The following is an 18,431-nucleotide window of genomic DNA, read 5'->3' as shown; positions in this document are numbered from 1 at the left end:
AGTTTTTGCCCAAGGGTAGTTATAGCAGAGTAGAACAAAAAGTCCCTAAAACAGATAAATTATCCTTTTCTGTTTCAAACATGAAAATAGCAAATATAAATGTTGACCAAGGTAATCAAAAATGTTTACCATAACTCTATGTTCAACAAAAAGGAGGGATGGTGAAACAACGCGAGTTTAGAAAGTGGCTCGAATCTCAAGGCGTCGAAGTTTGGGACGGTACAAACCATTTAAAACTACGATATAAGGGGAAACGAAGCGTAATGCCGAGGCACCCCGGCAATGAGATAAAAGAAGCACTAAGAAGAGCTATTATCAAGCAGTTAGGTCTTTAACAAATCCAGCCCTTCGTGGCTGGTACTTGCGGACTTTCACCATAAAAAAATATGCGATATCCAGTAAACTTACAGTCAGCCGATGAGGGCGGCTTTGTTGTATCGTTTCCCGATATACCAGAGGCCATTACACAAGGTGATACACGCGAAGAAGCGCTAGAAATGGCGCTTGATGCACTTATTACCGCTTTTGAGTTTTATTTTGAAGATAGTGAGAAAGTGCCTTTACCTAGTTCAATAACCGGTGATTTTGTCGATGTGCCGATAAGTGTTGCAGCAAAAATTATGATGTTGAATACGTTTATTGATTCCGGCTTAACTCAGGTGGAGCTGGCCGAGCGTATTACGGTTAAAAAACAGGAAGTACAACGTATTTTTAATTTACGGCATTCAACAAAAATCGACACTGTTCAGCGTGCTATCGGGGCAATGGGTAAAAATCTTGAGGTATCCGTGACTTCACACTGATAGGTAACGGAGGCAACAAGATAAAGCTTTATTCAGTCTCTTATTGGTATGACCCACGCCAATAAGAGACCAGAGATCAACACTCAGTAAAATGCTGGCATAAAGCAGGGTATTTTCTGATCCCTTCCGCCAAAAACCTTAATTTATATTCAGTATTGGAAACCATGAGCAGATCACGTAGTCACGATGAAGCAGTAATTGAAATAATCCGTAAGGACCCTGAGTTTGCTGAAATATACCTTCACACTGCTTTTAAAGAGCTTGATGAAGAGGGTGGCGAAACGAGCTTTTTATTGGCACTTAGTCATGTTGCCAAGGCTCGTAACGACATATAAATCAAATACCATTTTCTCCGCGTTATCCTACCCCGATAACGCTTTTTCTCTCATTCTTTTACAACGGCAGCACAATATTGCTATCGGCCAATAGCCCCATATTGTTATACGTAGCGCAAGCCGCATCCACCAGATGCATAGCCAGCGCAGCACCGCTGCCCTCTCCCAAACGCATGTCCAGATGCAGATAAGGCTCCAGTTGCAGATGTTGCAATGCAATGATTGAGCCTTTCTCAGCCGATAAATGTGACGGGATAAGGTAATGACGCACATCGGGAGCAATACGGCAAGCGGCCAACGCCGCCGCGTAAGAGGGAAAACCATCCAGTATCACCGGCAACCCGGCAGAAGCCGCAGCAAGCATCACGCCCGCCATCCCCACCAAATCATAACCGCCGACCTTCGCCAACACATCAATGCCATCGCTAGCATCAGGCCGATTTATTGCAATCGCTTGCCGCACAATCGCCACTTTATGATGCAAACGATCACAGGGAAAGTTAGCCCCAATGCCTACGATCTGTTGTGGATCGCTGTCCGTAAAAACGCTGACCACAGCCGCAGCCGGTGTGGTATTCGCCATGCCCAATTCACCTACACCAAACAGTTTCACGCCGGTTGCAACCTGTTCCAGCGTTAAGTGTGCGCTTGCCAATAACAAATCTTCGGCCTGCTGGCGGCTCATTGCCGGTCCTTCGGCAATGTTGCCACTGCCTCGCCCCATCTTCATGTTTACTAATCCCGGCAGAGGATCGCTATCAATGCCCACATCCACAACTTTAACCTCTGCGCCCGCATTTACCGCCAGCACGCAAACACCGGTGATCCCTTTCATCATATTCTGAGCATGAATAGCCGTTGCTGATTTGGGCGATATGGTCACACCTTCGTCATAAACGCCATGATCAGCCACCATCACAATGATTTGTTTACGATTAATATGATGGCCCAGTAATCCCCGCATACCGGCAAGTTGAATCGCCAAGTGTTCCAGACGCCCAAGGCTACCCGTTGGTTTAACCAATCCATCCAGTCGGGTAGCAGTGCGCACCATAGCCACGCTATCCAATGGCACAATCGCACTAATAATTGATGAAAATGTTTGCATGGGGTTATTCCTACGTCTCAGGTTGCCAGCAAGCCCGGCTATTAAATGTACGCAACGTAGTCAATCCATGGTGGATTTCTACTACGCTGTATGCACCCTGTTCAAAATGAAAGTGCCACATGGCAGAAGGCGGCATAGCCAGCAAACGCGCCAATAACAGGCCCAAAACCCCCTGATGAGCAACCAACAACACATTGCCCTGACTTTCCTGTGTCAACAATTGTTGCGCTACGTTTTCTATACGGGCAGCAAATGTAGGAAAGGCTTCACCACCGGTAGGAGATGCTTGTTGCCAATCTTTTAACCAAGCAGCCCAAGCTTCAGCGTCTTCATATTGCAAATCGTGATGGTGGCGCATTTCCCATGCACCAAAATGCATTTCATTGAGTTGCGCATTAATGCTGGCTGATAACCGACGATCTGCCAAAATAATTTCCGCAGTATGACAGGCCCGTCGTAACACGCTGCTTATCGCTTGCGAAAATGTCACTGCCGATAGATAGTGGGCAACTTGCCGGGCTTGATGTATTCCCGTTTCGGTCAGTTCCACATCTGTCATACCACAAAAAACGCCGCCCACATTCGCTTCCGTCTGACCATGCCGAACCAAAAATAATCGCATCAACTTGACTCACAATAGCACCAGTAAAAACACCAATTCCCCAATTTCTACAGACGCGCCCAAGGTATCGCCTGTTTGTCCACCTAAACGACGACGCAGATAAACCGCCAGTAATCCGATAACCAGCAGCGTGATCACCCATGCCAATACACCCGGCACGCCAATCAGCAGAGCAATCAATACCATCCCACTCAACAACGTCAACAAGGTCTGATGACCATTAATCCGGCCAATATAAAGATTCCCCAACCCGCTCCCTTCACGGGCACAACGTTGGCGATACATTAACAACACAATCGCACTCCTGCCCGCCACTGACGCAGCTATTAAGGTCACCAACATCGGGACGTCACGCAGAGCCAATTCGCTCACGACCAGCACTTTCGCCAGAATAAGGAAGATCAACGCCAGACCGCCGTGAGTTCCCAAACGGCTGTCACGCATAATCTCCAGCATTCTTTCCCGGTTACGTGCAGAAAACACACCATCACAGGTATCCGCCAAACCATCAAGGTGAAGCGCCCCCGTTAGCAATGCCAGCACTAATACGTAACTTAATGCCGCCAGCGGCGCACCACACCAAGGCGCAAGCAGGGTAAAAATAGCGGCGGCAAATATACCGACGATCAATCCGACAAATGGAAAACCGGCAATACCACGCACGTATTGATCCATTTCCACTCCCTGTGTCCAACGCGACGGTACCGGGATGCGAGTCATAAATTGCAAGGTGGCAAGAAACAGACGCAGATTCATTTAATTTTTACCTCAATCCCCGAGACCATCAGAAATACCTCACTGGCCGCCGCCGCCAGCCGCTGGTTAACCCTTCCGGCAATGTCACGGAAATGGCGGGCCAGTCTGTTTTCCGGCACGATGCCCATGCCCAGTTCGTTAGTAACCAGATATATCGGTGAAGTCACGCCGGTACAAGCCGCTAATAGATCGCTAATTTGCTGCTGAATCCTCACCTCCAATACAGCAAAGTCCATCTGTTCGGGTGAAGTCTCTCCGGCTTGATCAAATAATAGATTGGTAATCAATGTCGTAATACATTCAAGAATGACCGCGTCTCCCGGCCGGGTTTGCGTGGTAATGACCGCACCGAGATCACGGTAACCTTCCCATGTGCGCCAATGAGCCGGCCGGTTTTCACGGTGCAGTCGTATACGTTCAGCCATTTCGCTGTCTGTCACCACGGCAGTCGCAATATACAACACCTGCTCACTGGCTTGTGCCGCCAGTTTCTCCGCCAGCACACTTTTACCACTGCGAGCGCCGCCAGTAATCAAAATCACGGTGCCAAGCCTTGTTGATGGTTTTTCATACACTGATAAATCCGTTCTATATCCAGATGTTCGCGCATTGCTTCCGCCAAAAGATCAAACTGTGTCTGTTTGTAGTCGGTATAATCCAATGTATCTCCCTGATAAGCCATCAATCCTTTGCGCTGACGCAAAGCATTAAGCAGAGCACGGGTAAAATGAGTACTATCGAACAAGCCATGAATATAACTGCCCATCACATTGCCCTCCCGATTGACCGCACCATCAAACCAGCTACCAGATTGACCGTTACGATAGGTAATACAGGCAAACGGTGTTACATCCGCCCCCAATAACGAGCTTCCCATATGAATCTCATAACCACGGACCGGTTGCTCAACACAATCTGATAACAAGCCCGGCAACGCCACCAAGCAGCTACCATTTACCTTGGTTGTCACTTTTTCATGGGCAAATTGGGTTTCCACATCCAGCAATCCAAGACCGTCCATCTGGTCAATACCCGATTCCACGCCATCGATAATCCGCTTCCCCAGCATTTGATAACCGCCACAGATGCCGATAACCGGGATACCAGACTGATGTGCCGTCAACAGAGCATCCGCCAAGCCGTTTTGTCGCAGCCATCGCAGATCGCCCAGCGTGTTTTTGCTGCCAGGTAAAATAATCAGATCCGACGACTGCAACTCTGATGGCTGAGTCACATAGCGCAAGCGAACATCCGGTTGCATCGCCAGTGCGTTAAAGTCGGTAAAATTGGCAATATAAGGCAAACGAACCACGGCAATATCCAGCGCCTTTTCAGCTGCACCATCATATTTACCGGTTTGCAGCGCTACGCCGTCTTCATCTTCCAGGTCAATGTTCAGCCAAGGCATCACTCCCAGCACAGGCACCCCGGTTAAGGCTTCAATCTGTTCAATACCCGGCTGGAGCAGGCTGATATCACCGCGGAATTTATTGATGATCACCCCTTTGATCCGCGCTTTCTCTTCCGGCAGTAACAGTGCCAGCGTACCGTAAATGGCAGCAAATACGCCGCCACGATCGATATCCGCCACCAGCAGCACAGGCGCATCAACCATCTCCGCCATTCCCATGTTGACAATATCCCGATCACGCAGATTGATCTCCGCCGGGCTGCCAGCGCCTTCCAGCACTATCACGTCATATTCACGGGCCAGACTGTGAAAAACTTCGCAGATTTGCTGCTGCAAACGGGGCTTGTACTGGTGATACTCCACCGCATTCATGCTACAGGCCACTTTTCCCATCAACACAACCTGAGCCTTACAATCGCTGGTGGGTTTTAGCAATATCGGGTTCATTCGTACATCAGGTTCTATACCCGCCGCTTCCGCCTGAAAAATCTGCGCCCGCCCCATCTCTTCACCGTTAGCAGTGATACCAGAATTCAGTGCCATATTCTGTGACTTAAACGGCGCGCAGCGATAACCATCCTGAACAAAGATACGGCACAATCCCGCAACCAATATGCTTTTCCCAACATCGGATGCTGTACCTTGCAACATTAAAGACAGACTCATATGTCATTTCCTTAATTATTACGCTGACGTAGCAGAGCAAAAAGTTGCTCCTCAGTTTTACACAATGGCAACCCCAGTTCGCTGTGGATCTTAACCAACCAAGGCTGCACCAGTCCGGCTGCCTGCAACTGTTCATGTTGCAGAAAAACCTCAGCAGTTTCACCTGCACAGACCAATTTACCGTGGGAGAGTACGTACAGATAATCACAGACGTTGTAGATTAAATCGATATCATGGCTGGAAATAATCACCCGTTTTCCTTCTGCCACAATACGTTCAATGATAGCGATCATATGTTGTCGGCCAGAAGGGTCCAACCCGGCGGTCGGTTCATCCAACAGCAGATATTCCGCCTCCATCACTAATGCCCCCGCTATCGCGACACGCTTTTTCTGTCCATGACTCAGATGTTGGATTGGCTTATGACGAAATTCATGAGCATCCACCAGCGCCAACGCCCGTTCAACACGCTGCGCAATCAGCGCCTCATCAATGCCAAGATTACGTAAACTGAAAGCGATATCACTGTCGATATCGGTATAGAAAATTTGCTGTTCCGGATCTTGAAATACTGTCGTCACCCGCTGGCGCAAGGCCCGCAAATGGGCTTTACCATAACCGATAGGCTGGTCTTGCCATAAAACCTCACCCTGTTGTGGACGCAAGATGCCGCTCAGATTCATAAACAATGTGGATTTGCCACAGCCATTAGCGCCTAACAGGCCAGTAACGGCATGGTGGCTAAAATCCATGGTTAAATTCTGTAAGACCGGTTCATCCTGATAACTGAAACTTAACTGTCGGGTAGCTAACATCGGGATCCTGTCCTTACAGGTGAAAATTCCCCTGATAAAGTTTAATATCCAGCGAAACAATCATTTGCTGATAGCGGATCATGACGCGTGTAAATAGCATACTAACTAATATTGCCAGTGAACGGTAGCCACTTCCCAACGACGTGTAACCAAACCGCAGGGATTGCGCACGATGGATCGCCGCCGCTTCATCAATAAAAATAAAGATAAAACGCCAAGTCAGCAGGATCTGTTCCGTTAATAGATCCGGGACATGACAACGTTTCAACAGTTGGATCAATTGTGGAAACGGGGTATTAAGCACAAACCAGAAGGTAGCCGCCAATGCTGCCAGGCTGCGCCACATTGTCTGATTGGCGGTGGTCAGCCCTGCTTTATCAATACCGAACCAAAACTGGCCTGCCTGAACGCCCCACCACAGGGCGTCCGGCTGCCGGGAAACCGATAGCACAATGGCTATCAGTCCCACCAGTAAGAATGATAACGGTACAGATAACCAAAGCAGATAGCGACGTGGCCCGATCCGTAACAGATAGCAGGTCAGCGCCGCAATCACCAGCAATAGCAATGCCTGGTAGCGCGGCGGGCTGATCATCGCCAGTAGCAGAAACAAGCCATAGAGCGCCAATTTTGCCATCGGATCAACCCGCCGCCAGCGGCTTTGATAACTTAGTCGATCAATTCCCAACATGCTCACTGCGCTTACTCCGGTAGTAACCCAGAATATAGAAGATCACCGCTGCTCCTAATGAGCCTTGCAAGGTGAACAGCAAACTTTCAATCTCTCCGCTGGCCGGCTCATACAGCGGCTGGAACCAGGGTTCATAATCTGGAGCAGTGACCTGAATCAGCGCTTCTGCTTCTCCATCGGCTCCGCCATATTCGCCTCCGTGGTTAATAAAGAACGGCAGAATAACCAACGCGATTAACACCAACAGCAAGGTAATGGTCTTTTTCATGTTAATGACTCCTGACGTGGATAAGATGACGTTTAGTTAATTGGTCGTAAATCAATACAGTGAGCAAACCCTCAGCAATTGCAATCGGGATCTGAGTCAGACAGAACACGCTCATAAATTTGACGATAGAACCGCTAATACCGAATTCAGGCTCAGGGAAAGCCACTCCCAACTGTACTGACGTCACGAAATAGGTCACCAAATCCGCGATCATGGCACAGAGGAATACGGCAACATCACGCCGGAATCCGATTTTATTGGCCAGACGCCAGACCCAATAACCGACAATCGGACCAAACACAGCCATTGACATACCGTTAGCGCCAAGGGTTGTCAGACCGCCATGCGCCAATAGCAGTGCCTGAAATAACAGTACAATGACCCCAAGTACTGCAACGACCGAAGGACCAAATAAAATCACCGCCAGACCCACCCCAGTCGGATGAGAGCAACTACCGGTGACTGATGGAATTTTCAATGCGGACAGCACGAAAATAAATGCCCCACACAACGCCAGCAACACTTTCTGGTTACTGTCATCACTGACAATCTGCCGCAATCGTACCAACCCCATAAACAGACAAGGCAAAAACAGAACCCACCAAGCCAATGCCCACATCGGCGGCAAAAAACCTTCCATAACGTGCATGGCAAAAGCTTGCTCCGGCACCAACATCAACAAGACTGCCATTGCCAACCCGGTCAACGAGAGTTTCTTTAGCTGTTGTTCCATAATCTACTCCTTGGTATGCCATTGTTTATTCACCAAAATGGTGGAGAAATAGGGTAGCGGCTGATCAGCTGCTACCTGATCCAGACAACGCCAACACTGCTCACCCGGCAATGAAGCGTCTGCCATCAGCAAAGCATGTTCAAACAAATTCAAACGTGCCAACAACGCACGCACGGTGGCAAAACGGTTATAAACTTTCATCAGCACCACACAATCATGGGCTTTCAATGCCTGTTCCAACTCAGCTTCCGGCGCAGTACAGGACATGACCGCCATTGATTGCTGCTCCATGGCAAGCGGCAGTACGGTTCGTGCAGCAATAGCGGCAAAAGAGGTGATACCCGGCACAATTTCCAGCCATTCCTGCCGGCCAATGCGCGCCAGCAAAAAGACCCAGGTACTGAACAGCATGGCGTCACCCAATGTGATAAACCCGACTTGCCGCCCTTCCATCACTTCATTTTGCAGTTGTTGCGCCACTTCATCCCATACCACCTGTTTTTCTTCGCCGTTACTGCTCATCGGGAAATGACAGGTGCGAATTTCAGTGTGTGGTAAGAGGTATTCACGCACGATAGAGAGCGCCAGACTATCTCCGCCTTTACGCCCGGCGGGTGCATAAAGTACATCAAGGCGGGCAAGTATCCGGGCGGCCCGTACGGTAATCAAATCACCGGCACCGGGACCAACGCCCATCGCATAAAGTCTTCCCTTCATCATGCCACCTCCTGTTGATCTGGCTGTAATGCGACAGCCAGATGTTGAACGAACATTTGGCGGATCAGTGGATTTTCACCTAACCCCTGTAACCAAGATTGGGTGCTGATCCCAACGGCTTCCAACTGAGAACGCCATGAGTCCGGCTCGTCTGATGCCATGTCGTTGATTGCATGATCACCCGCCACCAGCATTAACGGCATCAAATGTACCTTACGCACGGCCTGCCGCCGCAAGCGGATGATGAGATGGCCGATTTCCGGGTAACTTTCCACCGCCCCCACCAACGCCGGAAAATTAAGGGAGCTCATCAGGTGATCAAGGCACGCGTAGACAGAAAATGCATGATGACTGGTGCCGTGTCCCATAAACACCACGCGTTCATCCGCAGCCAATGGCGGCATCTGATTTTCCAAGGCAATAAGCAGTTGTTGATAATCGGCAAAACTGTTAAGCAACGGTGTACCCACAACCAAACGTTGAAAACGTTTACTAAAGGCACTCACTTCACTGACGATCTTTTCATATTCGTCACCGTTGATAACATGAAGGGATTGAATAGCCACATCCTGATAGCCTTCTTTAACCAAACGCTCCAATGCCTGACGTGGGTTATCCATTTGTAGGCCATCACGTTTTTGCAATTTACGAATGATCATTCCTGAGGTAAATGCCCGATACAGATCACGATCAGGGTAAGCTGCCGCCAATTGCCGCTCACAGGCATCGATATTCTTTTGCCGGGTCTGCGGATAGCTGGTACCAAAGCTGATGATTAACAGTGCTTTTTTCATTTTATTGCCCTCTTATTGCCCTCGTTGTTCCTGCCATTGGGTCAGGTGTTGGACAAACTCATCCAGCGAACTAATCTGCTCTCCTTCATCTGCCTGTAAAGTCTGTGCAGGACGGCACACAACAATACAGGGAATATTGAGTGCCAGACAGGGAGCTACTTTCTGTTGATATCCCCCCTCAGCACCAGACTCTTTAGTCATCACAACATCAGGGTGGCAAAACTCATACAACGCATGATTGAATTCAGCCGTGAATGGTCCACGCAACGCAATAATATGATCGACCCCCAACCCCAGCGCCTCACACTGAACCAGTACCTCAGCCGTCGGCAATACCCGTACCAGTAAGGTTTTTCCCGGCAGTAAACGCTGATACAGCGCCAGTTGTTTACTGCCGGTGGTCAGCAATATCCGCGGTCCCAGAGTCCGGGCAACGTCGCAAGCCGCCTCCACACTATCGACTTTGTGCAACAATGGGTGATTCAGTAAGTCAATCTCACTGGGACGTTGATAACGGGTAAACCGCAGTGACAATTGGCGGCAAGCTGCGATCACGTTGTGAGTTAACGCGTCTGCGTAAGGATGTGACGCATCAATTACCCAACCTACCTGATGCTGATCAAAATAATGCACCATAGCCTCGGCATCCATTCGCCCCACCACTACCTCTCCCTGAATATCACCCGCCAGTTGCCTCCCGGCATCGGTAGCAACAGAGAGACGGTAACGCGCTCCTGCCGCGTCCAGTGCCCGGCAGATCAGCCGGGCGTCACTGGTACCGCCGAAAACATGGATAGCCGGATGGCTCATAGCTCATACCCCCGTGGCGTGATCATCAGTCCATCACGGCAATAGGTCGTATGATTGCCAACGATCACCAGGCTGGTCATATCCACCGGTGAAAAGTCCATCTCGCCGAAAGTGGTAATCCATTTATCCTGCTTTTTACGCCCGGCAGCTTTTACCACCCCCACCGGCGTATGCGGATCTTTCCACGGCCGCATAAGTTCAAACGCTTTGGCAAGGTGCCCTTCACGGCCACGGCTGCGTGGGTTGTAAAAACAAACAACAAAGTCGGCCTGCGCGGCGGCAATCACACGTTTCTCAATCACCGGCCACGGTGTCAACAAATCGCTTAAGCTGATATGACAAAAATCGTGCATCAACGGTGCTCCCAGTAACGTAGCTGCGGCAATGCTGGCGGTGATCCCGGCCACCAGTTTGACTTCAAGATCGCACTGTTGCTGGCAAACCAACTCAAGCACTAAACCAGCCATGCCGTAGATCCCCGCATCCCCGCTGCTGATCAACGCTACTTTACGACCGGATAACGCCAGATCAATCGCTGTCTGGCAGCGTTCAATCTCCTTGCACATGCCGGTCTTAATCACTTCTTTATCCATCGTCAGATGTTTGACCAAATGGGTGTAGGTTTTATAGCCGACAATAATTTCAGCTTCGCGGATCGCTGCAATGGCATCCTGCGTCATCATAGATTCATTGCCTGGCCCAATGCCGATTACGGTTAACATAATTGTGATACCCCCAAAGTGATAGTGACGCCCTGCTGACGCAAGGTCCGACCAACCAGTTTTCCTTCACTCATCAACCAGGCAACAGGTTGTGAAACACTGCCAACCCCCACCGTCTGGCGGACAAAATCGGAAGCGGGAAAACGTTGTTCATGGCGACTTAACTCATTAACACTGAACAACTTAAACGGTACACACCAACGCTGTGCAAGCTGATTCAACGCTGGCTCATCCTTCTTGATGACAACACTGCCGATGGCACTCAGGGCCATTAGATCAAAATGATTTTCCGCCATCTGCTGCTGCAATAGCTCAACCAGTGTTTGTAACGGGGTGTCCCGGCGACAGCCAATCCCGGCCACAACACGTTTTGGCACCAATTTATAAACCGGCAGAGGCAGTTCGGGCAGTGAATCGTGCAACGTGACACACACCAGCACATCCAGCTCCGGCAATGCCTCCAGACTCACTACCGGGACAAAACCACGGGTATCAAAATGTTCACGTTCGTTAAGTAGTGATTCATCCCACCACAGCCCGACTTTCTGACCACTGACCAGCATTTGGTTGACCACTTTCACCACATGGCGAAAATCCTGCATATCTGCGTTTAACTGAGTGGCAAGCGTATCCAGCGCCGCCACCCCGTTGATATCCGTAGCGGTAGTAATCACCGGGTCGGCCCCCAACAGCTCCGCCAGATAATGAGTCAATGCATTAGCGCCACCCACATGACCGGATAGCAAACTGATAACATGTCGACCACGCTCATCAATCACCACCACCGCCGGATCATGCATTTTGTCGTTTATCAGTGGCGCAATCATTCTTACGGTGATCCCCAGCGCCGCAACCACCACCAGCGCCGAATAATGCTTAAACGCCTCGCGCAAGGTGTCACCAAAACTGCCATTAAAAGGAAGAAACCCCGGCTCCAGCAGCTTTTCGCTGGTAAAACAGGTCAGAGGTAGATGCGTTCTCAACCTTCGTACCAATCTGACCCCGCCCGGAGTCAAACAGAACACAGCGATCGATTCATGCCCGGCGATATTCATGGCTAAACCCCGCATCGTAGAGCTTGGAATAGTGGTATTCCTCTCCCAAAAAAGCACCGACCAGAATCAAAGCGGTTTTACGGATACCCGCGGCCTGTACTTTTTCGGTGATATCAGCCAGCGTACCGCGCACGGTATGACTGTCAGCCCAAGTCGCTTTGTATATCACCACGACCGGCGTTGTGACCGGGTAACCACCGGCCTGAAGACGTGCGACCACATGCCTCATCTTCTGCACAGAAAGGTAAATCGCCATCGAAGTCTGATGAGCAGCAAAGGATTCCAACTGTTCGAGCGGGGGCACCGGTGTACGTCCTTCAATCCGGGTGATAATCAAGCTTTGTGACACTTCCGGTACGGTGTACTCCACCCCTAACTGCGCCGCCGCACCAAGAAACGCACTGACACCCGGCACCGAGATAAAACCAATACCGGCATCTGTCAGAGCTTCCCCTTGCTCACGGATAGAGCCATATAATGAGAGATCACCGGTTTGCAATCGAACCACCAACTTACCCGCATGTACACCATCCACCATCAGTGCAACAATTTGTTCCAGCGTCAGACTGGCGCTGTCATGGCATTCAGCCTCTGGCGGGCAGTAATCCAGCAGTTCGGTGTTAATCAATGAACCGGCGTAAATCACCACCTGCGCCTGCTGCAATAAACGATAGCCTTTCAGGGTGATCAACGCCTTATCACCCGGCCCGGCTCCCACAAACCAGACTTTCTGCGGATCAAAATGTTCAGACATCGCTCTTCTCCTTGTAACAGGAAATCAGATAAGTCGGATTATTCGGCTTGAAATAGTGACCGCTGCCAAGTGATGCCAAAGTAGACGCCTGTAGCTGTATGCACTCTAAATCACTTACCTGACACGTCCGCAAATGCGCCAGCGCATCATTCAGGTTATTCAGCAAAATGAACGTCAGCACCAGACGGCCACCGGGGTACATGTGATCCAACGCCCAGTCGATCAGTGCCGTCAATTGGCCCCCACTGCCGCCAATAAATACCGCATCTGCCATTACATCCAATGCCAATGGCGCTTCTCCGGCGATAATCTCCACATTATGGCAACCCAACCGCTGACAATTCTCCCCAATCAAAGCCAGTGCTGCCGAATTACGCTCAATGGCGGTGACCGTCAGCGCCGGGAATCGCAGCGCTGCCTCCAACGCCACACTGCCGGTCCCTGCTCCCACATCAATCAACTGGCTGGCATGATTCAATTCCAGCCGCTCCAATGCCAGCGCACGAACCGGCTCTTTCGTCATCGGCACTTTCTGTCCGCGTAAAAATTCGTCATCTCTCATAAGATCACCACCACGTTCATGTCATAGTCAGTCGCCACCGCTTCTGGCCGCAGACGGTGAATACGCTCATTAGGCAAAGAGAGGTTTTCACCAATAATCAATGTACGGCTCAGGCCACGCGCAATAATGGCCTCCGCAATTGCCCGCGGGCCGACGCGCCCATCAGTTACCATCGCTACTTTGTCGTGTTGTAAAATCCAGTCGAAATCCGGGGTACGCCCGTGACTGCTGGTCAGATAGATATCGTTCATATCCAGTGCCGCTTTAGCACACAGATACTGAATTGAACTGATACCGGGAATGATGCGCAGATCATCTGCGGTAAAATATTCAGACAACAATTTGCCGATGCCATACAACAACGGATCGCCGGACGCCAACACCACAATATGACGTGTACTGTTGTTCTGTAACCAGACAAGCAAACTGGCAAGATCGGCATCCAATATGCGGGTTTCATGGGTGATGCCACTAAATATCTCCAGATGACGCCTGCCACCGACCAGTACCTCTGCAGCAGTAATATAATGCTGCGCCTGTGGCGTCAGATACGCCGTATCACCGGGACCAATACCGACAACAGTGATCATCGCATCTCCTCCAAAATGTCATTCAACGGACGGCTGGTGCCGAGGATCTGATTATCAAAGGAGAACATAATGGCGTCACAGCGCGGTGGATTAACGGCAAAACGCAGCATCTCACTCATTCGTTCACAAATACGTTCGGCGATACGGTCATAAACCGCTTGCAAGCCATACTCTGCAATCAGTTCCATCGCCGCTTCTGTGGTATCGCAGCGATTAACCTCCAACAGAAGAGCCTGCGGCGCCCCCATCAGGGCCAGATAAGCAATCAATGTTTCTATGCGGCCATCAGCAATGTGACTGTGAGTATGAAAAATCCCCGCGGCCACCTTCACTAATTTGCCGGGATGCCCTACCAGCATGATATGGCGGAACCCGAGCCGAACCGCTTCCTGCAACATGTAGCCAACAAAGTTGCTCATCGTCACCACCAGTTGACCATCAAGCCCCAATTGTTCACGCACAAAACGCTCGCCGTGATTGCCGGGAACCAGAATGACCTTTTCGGCTCCCGCTGCACGTTTCATTTCCAGCTCTATCGCCAGTGAACGTTTCCAACTCTCCTCCGACATCGGCGTGACAATCCCGGTGGTCCCAATAATGGAAATACCGCCAAGTATTCCCAACTTCCCGTTGTAGGTTTTCTTTGCCCGCTCTTCGCCTTCCGGTGCAAAGATCTCCACCTCTGCCCCCCGCATGGGGCCAATAGCCTCCCGTACCGCCGCCTCAATAGTCTGGCGTGGTGTACGATTAATAGCGGCGCTGCCCACCGGCAACCCGACACCTTTGCGGGTAACCGTACCAACACCTTCCCCGCCGCTCAGATGGATTTCACCGTGATCGCACAGCGTGACACGGGCAAAAATCAACATGCCATGAGTCGCATCTACATCGTCGCCACCATCTTTACGGATAGCGGCGGTCGCCTGTTGGCCTTCAATCAGTGGCTGTTCAACGTTAAGGCGTAATGTCACACCAGAAGGGGTAACAATAGAAACATGGTCAATAACTTGCTGACGCAACACCATCAACGCGGCAACCTTGGCGGCGGCAGTGGCGCAAGAACCGGTGGTATAACCTTTGCGATACTGCTTACCGTTGTGCCAGATGCTGTCTAATTGCATCGTATCGCTCATTGTGCCTCCTGCAACCGGTACAGAATGGCATTGATAATCGCCGCAGCGATATTGCTCCCACCTTTACGGCCTGCGGCTGCGATATAAGGCAATTCGCTTTGCATCAACGCCGCTTTCGATTCTGCCGCGCCGACAAATCCAACCGGTACCCCGATCACCGCCAATGGTGAAGCCCGCCTTTCCAGCAAGCGGAACAGCGCTGTCGGAGCATTACCGAACACGAATATCTTGTCGCCTTCCTCAGCCAATGCGATATCCACCGCTGCCATAGAACGGGTAATACCCTGTGCTTTCGCCATCGTTACCACCCGCGGATCACTGATATAACAACGGCATTCACAACCCATTTGCTGTAACAACGCTTTATTGATACCGGACTGAGCCATCGTGGTATCGGTATACAGAATGCATCCCCGGCGCAGTGCCTCTGTAATACGAGTCAACACATCCGGTGAGAACCACAAAATATCCAACCAGTCAAAATCTGCGGTAGTGTGGATCACCCGTTTAATCACCGCTTCCTGCATCTCATCAACAAAACGATAATCGGGCCGCTCTCTGGCAATAATATCGCCAATGATTGCAAAGCTATTCTGTTCAATTTGCTGAGGTTTCTGGAGATAGTTCATATTCGTTGCCCTTTTCTAAGCCATTCCGACCAACAGTAAGCGCAGCAGCGCAAACAACAGTAAGGCCAGTTGCGAAGCTATCATCATCAAGTGGATACTGAGCGGGATATCCGTTAACGCGATCTCACGGCGTTCATCACCAATCCAAGGTTTATCTACCCGTTCACCAAAGTAGTCATTCGGACCGCCAAGGCGAATACCCAAGGCTCCGGCAACCGTCGCTTCAGGCCAGCCACAGTTAGGACTGGCATGCTGATAACGATCACGCCAGCCAATACGCAGTGCCTGACGAAAATCAACCCGGATAAACCAAGCCGCTGCACTTAGCAACAGCCAACTCAGCCGCGCAGGTAACCAATTTGCCAAATCATCCATACGAGCGGAGACATACCCAATTGCACGGAATTCCGGCGTTTTGTATCCCACCATTGAATCAAGGGTATTGACCGCTTTGTAAGCCATTGCCAACGGCGCACCGCCAATCATCAAGAAAAACAGTGGTGCAATAACGCCATCAACACTGTTTTCCGCCACCGTCTCCACCACTGCACGCGTGATTTGTGGCGCATCTAGTTGAGAAGTATCGCGCCCGACAATCCATGACAATTGCTGGCGACTCTCATCCAAAGTACCCTGCTGTAATACACTATGTACCGCCAAAGCGGCGTCACTCAGACAACGGCCAGCCAACAGGGTATAAATCATCCATACTTCGGCCAACCAGCCGAGCCAGGGATGAATACAGTTCATCAACCATAAGCATCCCCAACTCACCAGCCAGGTCATCCCAACAACAACTATCCACAACACTGCCCCACCGATTTTCAATGCTCGTTCATTATGGCAACAGCGCCGGACAGCCCGCTGCACCCATGAAATCAGATGACCAATCCAACGTACCGGATGAGGCCAATGTGGCGGATCACCCAGCCAGCTATCGAGCAAGAAAGCAGTAAACCAGGCGGCAAGTGTCACAATAGCCTCCTCGCATGCATCAACCAGCGATCAAGCAGGCCAGGACGCTGGGCAAAATGGATATGCAGATAGCTGGCCAGCGTTTGCTGTACCTGATAGCCCCCCGCCCATTGCTGGATTGCCATACCATCACGCCATTTCGTGCAGTCAAAGACCGAAGGTACCGAACTAATAAAATCGGAATAGTGAAACTCGTGGCCCCGTAAAACCTCGCCCACAGCGGCCAACAACGTACTACAACGGGCTTTGGCCTGACAGTAACCAAAGCGCATCAGCCGTGTCCCCATACGGCTTTCTCCCGGCAAAATGCCGGCCATCTGGTGACACTTCCCTTCTCCATCAGTCAATGACCTGCCAAGGTACATCAGGCCACCGCACTCAGCATAAAGGGGAACCTGACGATAATGCGCATCCTGTAACGCTTCCCGCATAGCACTATTGGCGGCCAATTGAGCGGCATAGATTTCCGGGTAGCCACCGCCCAGATAAATCATCTGACAATCAGGCAGACGGCGATCATGCAGTGGGCTAAAACGGTGAATACGCACCCCTGCCTGTTCCAGCATGTCCAGATTATCCGGATAATAAAAGTTAAAAGCCTCATCATCCGCCAGTGCCAGCGTCAGGCCATCAGCCAGTGCGGGATCAGGCAATGATGGTGCCTCACCTTCCGGTGAAACAGGACAATCACAGAGCGCCAACAGACGATCAAGGTTGATATACGTTTCAACCTGTTGAGCCAACCGCTGCCAGCGAGCATCATCGGCAACCTGCTCCTGAGCAGGAATAAGCCCCAGATGACGGGACGGCAACGACACATCTTGCATAACGGGCAAACGCCCCAGCACCGGAACGCCACAATAATGTTCAATGGCACGACGGATGAGTTCAAAATGATTTTCAGAATTGACGCGGTTAACAATGACGCCCGCAATTGTCAGAGAGGGATCAAAACGACAAAAACCCAGAACAGTCGCTGCAACAGAAGTGGATACTGCCTTACCATCTACCAGCAAAATCACCGGACATCCCAACTGCTTAGCCATTGCAGCGCTACTGCAATAATTCGGGTTCGTACCATAACCATCATACAACCCCATCACACCTTCAATGACCGCCACATCAGCATGGCGCATATGCTGATTATAAAGACCGTTTAAAGTTGCTGTTGGCAACATAAACGCATCAAGATTGCGGGATGCCACACCACACACCGAACTGTGCCAGCCGCTGTCCAAATAATCCGGCCCCACTTTAAACGGCTGGACAGCCAACCCACGCAGCATCAACGCCCGCAAAATGCCAAGGGTAACCGTGGTCTTACCGCAACCACTCCCCGTACCTGCAATAACAAACGCCTTCTTGCCTGACTGTTGCATAAAAAATTCCCGATATATCGACCGAGAATAGGTGTCAACAAGACGTGCCTGACACAGCGTCAGCACTGCGCACATCCATTGGATGACAACCCGCTTCCCTCCG

At 50.7% G+C, this 18,431-nt stretch carries 24 protein-coding genes; 3 read left to right on the top strand and 21 right to left on the bottom strand.

The genetic code is table 11. The features are described from left to right. The first annotated feature begins 161 nt into the window (after nucleotides 1-161). From C5470_RS16935 to C5470_RS16925, 3 genes are all read left to right on the top strand, one after another. Nucleotides 162-335, top strand: a complete 174-nt coding sequence (locus C5470_RS16935) for a type II toxin-antitoxin system HicA family toxin (protein ID WP_036848460.1) — start codon at nucleotides 162-164, stop codon at nucleotides 333-335. Nucleotides 336-386: 51 nt separating this feature from the next. Further along, nucleotides 387-803, top strand: a complete 417-nt coding sequence (locus C5470_RS16930; RefSeq protein ID WP_132352714.1) for a type II toxin-antitoxin system HicB family antitoxin — start codon at nucleotides 387-389, stop codon at nucleotides 801-803. Between the two features lie 164 nt (nucleotides 804-967). Further along, nucleotides 968-1,138, top strand: a complete 171-nt coding sequence (locus tag C5470_RS16925; RefSeq protein ID WP_192903081.1) for a hypothetical protein — start codon at nucleotides 968-970, stop codon at nucleotides 1,136-1,138. A gap of 58 nt (nucleotides 1,139-1,196) precedes the next feature. Here the strand turns inward: C5470_RS16925 and cobT are convergent, their stop codons facing one another. From cobT to C5470_RS16820, 21 genes are read right to left on the bottom strand one after another with little or no spacing between them, the layout of a single operon-like run. After that, nucleotides 1,197-2,246: a nicotinate-nucleotide--dimethylbenzimidazole phosphoribosyltransferase gene (gene cobT, locus C5470_RS16920; protein WP_152961702.1), complete on the bottom strand. Its 1,050-nt coding sequence runs from the start codon at nucleotides 2,244-2,246 to the stop codon at nucleotides 1,197-1,199. Nucleotides 2,247-2,256: 10 nt separating this feature from the next. After that, a complete protein-coding gene (locus C5470_RS16915) occupies nucleotides 2,257-2,868 on the bottom strand; it encodes an adenosylcobalamin/alpha-ribazole phosphatase (protein WP_166290840.1) in 612 nt (203 codons plus the stop codon). Nucleotides 2,869-2,877: 9 nt separating this feature from the next. Then, on the bottom strand, nucleotides 2,878-3,624 hold the full coding sequence (gene cobS / locus C5470_RS16910; RefSeq protein ID WP_036848045.1) for an adenosylcobinamide-GDP ribazoletransferase: 747 nt from the start codon (nucleotides 3,622-3,624) through the stop codon (nucleotides 2,878-2,880). Then, nucleotides 3,621-4,166 (bottom strand): bifunctional adenosylcobinamide kinase/adenosylcobinamide-phosphate guanylyltransferase, encoded by a 546-nt coding sequence (gene cobU / locus C5470_RS16905; RefSeq protein ID WP_036848048.1) that lies wholly within the window; start codon nucleotides 4,164-4,166, stop codon nucleotides 3,621-3,623. Before cobU ends, cobS begins: the two co-directional genes overlap by 4 nt. Further along, entirely contained in the window at nucleotides 4,163-5,701 is a 1,539-nt protein-coding gene (locus C5470_RS16900) for a cobyric acid synthase (protein WP_036848053.1), read from the bottom strand. Before C5470_RS16900 ends, cobU begins: the two co-directional genes overlap by 4 nt. An 11-nt stretch (nucleotides 5,702-5,712) precedes the next feature. Beyond that, entirely contained in the window at nucleotides 5,713-6,516 is an 804-nt protein-coding gene (locus tag C5470_RS16895; RefSeq protein WP_166290838.1) for an ATP-binding cassette domain-containing protein, read from the bottom strand. Nucleotides 6,517-6,529: 13 nt separating this feature from the next. Next, complete coding sequence (locus tag C5470_RS16890; protein ID WP_036848058.1) at nucleotides 6,530-7,207, bottom strand: energy-coupling factor ABC transporter transmembrane protein; 678 nt, start codon at nucleotides 7,205-7,207, stop codon at nucleotides 6,530-6,532. Then, nucleotides 7,194-7,475: an energy-coupling factor ABC transporter substrate-binding protein gene (locus C5470_RS16885; protein ID WP_036848061.1), complete on the bottom strand. Its 282-nt coding sequence runs from the start codon at nucleotides 7,473-7,475 to the stop codon at nucleotides 7,194-7,196. The genes C5470_RS16890 and C5470_RS16885 overlap by 14 nt, the downstream gene beginning before the upstream one ends. A gap of 1 nt (nucleotide 7,476) precedes the next feature. Further along, entirely contained in the window at nucleotides 7,477-8,208 is a 732-nt protein-coding gene (gene cbiM, locus C5470_RS16880) for a cobalt ECF transporter S component CbiM (RefSeq protein WP_036848064.1), read from the bottom strand. 3 nt (nucleotides 8,209-8,211) lie between these two features. After that, the gene (locus C5470_RS16875; protein WP_166290877.1) at nucleotides 8,212-8,925 is read right to left on the bottom strand and encodes a cobalt-factor II C(20)-methyltransferase; all 714 of its coding nucleotides are present in this window, start codon (nucleotides 8,923-8,925) and stop codon (nucleotides 8,212-8,214) included. Further along, the gene (gene cbiK, locus C5470_RS16870) at nucleotides 8,925-9,719 is read right to left on the bottom strand and encodes a sirohydrochlorin cobaltochelatase (protein ID WP_036848067.1); all 795 of its coding nucleotides are present in this window, start codon (nucleotides 9,717-9,719) and stop codon (nucleotides 8,925-8,927) included. Before cbiK ends, C5470_RS16875 begins: the two co-directional genes overlap by 1 nt. Before the next feature lie 12 nt (nucleotides 9,720-9,731). After that, nucleotides 9,732-10,529, bottom strand: a complete 798-nt coding sequence (locus C5470_RS16865) for a cobalt-precorrin-6A reductase (protein WP_166290836.1) — start codon at nucleotides 10,527-10,529, stop codon at nucleotides 9,732-9,734. After that, nucleotides 10,526-11,251 carry a precorrin-3B C(17)-methyltransferase gene (locus C5470_RS16860; protein WP_036848073.1) on the bottom strand — a complete coding sequence of 242 codons (726 nt, stop codon included), beginning with the start codon at nucleotides 11,249-11,251 and terminating at the stop codon, nucleotides 10,526-10,528. Before C5470_RS16860 ends, C5470_RS16865 begins: the two co-directional genes overlap by 4 nt. Beyond that, complete coding sequence (gene cbiG, locus C5470_RS16855) at nucleotides 11,245-12,306, bottom strand: cobalt-precorrin 5A hydrolase (protein ID WP_152961698.1); 1,062 nt, start codon at nucleotides 12,304-12,306, stop codon at nucleotides 11,245-11,247. The genes C5470_RS16860 and cbiG overlap by 7 nt, the downstream gene beginning before the upstream one ends. Then, complete coding sequence (locus C5470_RS16850) at nucleotides 12,287-13,060, bottom strand: cobalt-precorrin-4 methyltransferase (RefSeq protein WP_166290834.1); 774 nt, start codon at nucleotides 13,058-13,060, stop codon at nucleotides 12,287-12,289. The genes cbiG and C5470_RS16850 overlap by 20 nt, the downstream gene beginning before the upstream one ends. Next, nucleotides 13,053-13,622: a decarboxylating cobalt-precorrin-6B (C(15))-methyltransferase gene (locus C5470_RS16845; protein ID WP_166290832.1), complete on the bottom strand. Its 570-nt coding sequence runs from the start codon at nucleotides 13,620-13,622 to the stop codon at nucleotides 13,053-13,055. The genes C5470_RS16850 and C5470_RS16845 overlap by 8 nt, the downstream gene beginning before the upstream one ends. Beyond that, the gene (locus tag C5470_RS16840) at nucleotides 13,619-14,212 is read right to left on the bottom strand and encodes a cobalt-precorrin-7 (C(5))-methyltransferase (RefSeq protein WP_036848086.1); all 594 of its coding nucleotides are present in this window, start codon (nucleotides 14,210-14,212) and stop codon (nucleotides 13,619-13,621) included. The genes C5470_RS16845 and C5470_RS16840 overlap by 4 nt, the downstream gene beginning before the upstream one ends. Beyond that, the gene (gene cbiD, locus C5470_RS16835; protein ID WP_023044078.1) at nucleotides 14,209-15,345 is read right to left on the bottom strand and encodes a cobalt-precorrin-5B (C(1))-methyltransferase CbiD; all 1,137 of its coding nucleotides are present in this window, start codon (nucleotides 15,343-15,345) and stop codon (nucleotides 14,209-14,211) included. The genes C5470_RS16840 and cbiD overlap by 4 nt, the downstream gene beginning before the upstream one ends. Beyond that, the gene (locus C5470_RS16830; RefSeq protein WP_166290830.1) at nucleotides 15,342-15,974 is read right to left on the bottom strand and encodes a cobalt-precorrin-8 methylmutase; all 633 of its coding nucleotides are present in this window, start codon (nucleotides 15,972-15,974) and stop codon (nucleotides 15,342-15,344) included. The genes cbiD and C5470_RS16830 overlap by 4 nt, the downstream gene beginning before the upstream one ends. 15 nt (nucleotides 15,975-15,989) lie before the next feature. Next, nucleotides 15,990-16,949 (bottom strand): adenosylcobinamide-phosphate synthase CbiB, encoded by a 960-nt coding sequence (gene cbiB, locus C5470_RS16825; protein WP_166290828.1) that lies wholly within the window; start codon nucleotides 16,947-16,949, stop codon nucleotides 15,990-15,992. Beyond that, nucleotides 16,946-18,328 carry a cobyrinic acid a,c-diamide synthase CobB gene (locus C5470_RS16820; protein ID WP_166290826.1) on the bottom strand — a complete coding sequence of 461 codons (1,383 nt, stop codon included), beginning with the start codon at nucleotides 18,326-18,328 and terminating at the stop codon, nucleotides 16,946-16,948. The genes cbiB and C5470_RS16820 overlap by 4 nt, the downstream gene beginning before the upstream one ends. Nucleotides 18,329-18,431 lie beyond the last annotated feature (103 nt).

The organism is Photorhabdus stackebrandtii, from assembly GCF_011189495.1.
GTDB lineage: Bacteria > Pseudomonadota > Gammaproteobacteria > Enterobacterales > Enterobacteriaceae > Photorhabdus > Photorhabdus khanii.
This window is presented reverse-complemented; position numbering and strand designations above follow the sequence as displayed.

Bases quoted from the DNA above. Each gene is read 5' to 3' on its own strand.
- C5470_RS16930 (WP_132352714.1), top strand. From the start codon at position 387: ATGCGATATCCAGTAAACTTACAGTCAGCCGATGAGGGCGGCTTTGTT.
- C5470_RS16925 (WP_192903081.1), top strand. From the start codon at position 968: ATGAGCAGATCACGTAGTCACGATGAAGCAGTAATTGAAATAATCCGT.
- cobT (WP_152961702.1), bottom strand. From the start codon at position 2,246: ATGCAAACATTTTCATCAATTATTAGTGCGATTGTGCCATTGGATAGC.
- C5470_RS16915 (WP_166290840.1), bottom strand. From the start codon at position 2,868: ATGCGATTATTTTTGGTTCGGCATGGTCAGACGGAAGCGAATGTGGGC.
- cobS (WP_036848045.1), bottom strand. From the start codon at position 3,624: ATGAATCTGCGTCTGTTTCTTGCCACCTTGCAATTTATGACTCGCATC.
- C5470_RS16900 (WP_036848053.1), bottom strand. From the start codon at position 5,701: ATGAGTCTGTCTTTAATGTTGCAAGGTACAGCATCCGATGTTGGGAAA.
- C5470_RS16895 (WP_166290838.1), bottom strand. From the start codon at position 6,516: ATGTTAGCTACCCGACAGTTAAGTTTCAGTTATCAGGATGAACCGGTC.
- C5470_RS16890 (WP_036848058.1), bottom strand. From the start codon at position 7,207: ATGTTGGGAATTGATCGACTAAGTTATCAAAGCCGCTGGCGGCGGGTT.
- C5470_RS16885 (WP_036848061.1), bottom strand. From the start codon at position 7,475: ATGAAAAAGACCATTACCTTGCTGTTGGTGTTAATCGCGTTGGTTATT.
- cbiM (WP_036848064.1), bottom strand. From the start codon at position 8,208: ATGGAACAACAGCTAAAGAAACTCTCGTTGACCGGGTTGGCAATGGCA.
- C5470_RS16875 (WP_166290877.1), bottom strand. From the start codon at position 8,925: ATGAAGGGAAGACTTTATGCGATGGGCGTTGGTCCCGGTGCCGGTGAT.
- cbiK (WP_036848067.1), bottom strand. From the start codon at position 9,719: ATGAAAAAAGCACTGTTAATCATCAGCTTTGGTACCAGCTATCCGCAG.
- C5470_RS16865 (WP_166290836.1), bottom strand. From the start codon at position 10,529: ATGAGCCATCCGGCTATCCATGTTTTCGGCGGTACCAGTGACGCCCGG.
- C5470_RS16860 (WP_036848073.1), bottom strand. From the start codon at position 11,251: ATGTTAACCGTAATCGGCATTGGGCCAGGCAATGAATCTATGATGACG.
- cbiG (WP_152961698.1), bottom strand. From the start codon at position 12,306: ATGAATATCGCCGGGCATGAATCGATCGCTGTGTTCTGTTTGACTCCG.
- C5470_RS16850 (WP_166290834.1), bottom strand. From the start codon at position 13,060: ATGTCTGAACATTTTGATCCGCAGAAAGTCTGGTTTGTGGGAGCCGGG.
- C5470_RS16845 (WP_166290832.1), bottom strand. From the start codon at position 13,622: ATGAGAGATGACGAATTTTTACGCGGACAGAAAGTGCCGATGACGAAA.
- C5470_RS16840 (WP_036848086.1), bottom strand. From the start codon at position 14,212: ATGATCACTGTTGTCGGTATTGGTCCCGGTGATACGGCGTATCTGACG.
- cbiD (WP_023044078.1), bottom strand. From the start codon at position 15,345: ATGAGCGATACGATGCAATTAGACAGCATCTGGCACAACGGTAAGCAG.
- C5470_RS16830 (WP_166290830.1), bottom strand. From the start codon at position 15,974: ATGAACTATCTCCAGAAACCTCAGCAAATTGAACAGAATAGCTTTGCA.
- C5470_RS16820 (WP_166290826.1), bottom strand. From the start codon at position 18,328: ATGCAACAGTCAGGCAAGAAGGCGTTTGTTATTGCAGGTACGGGGAGT.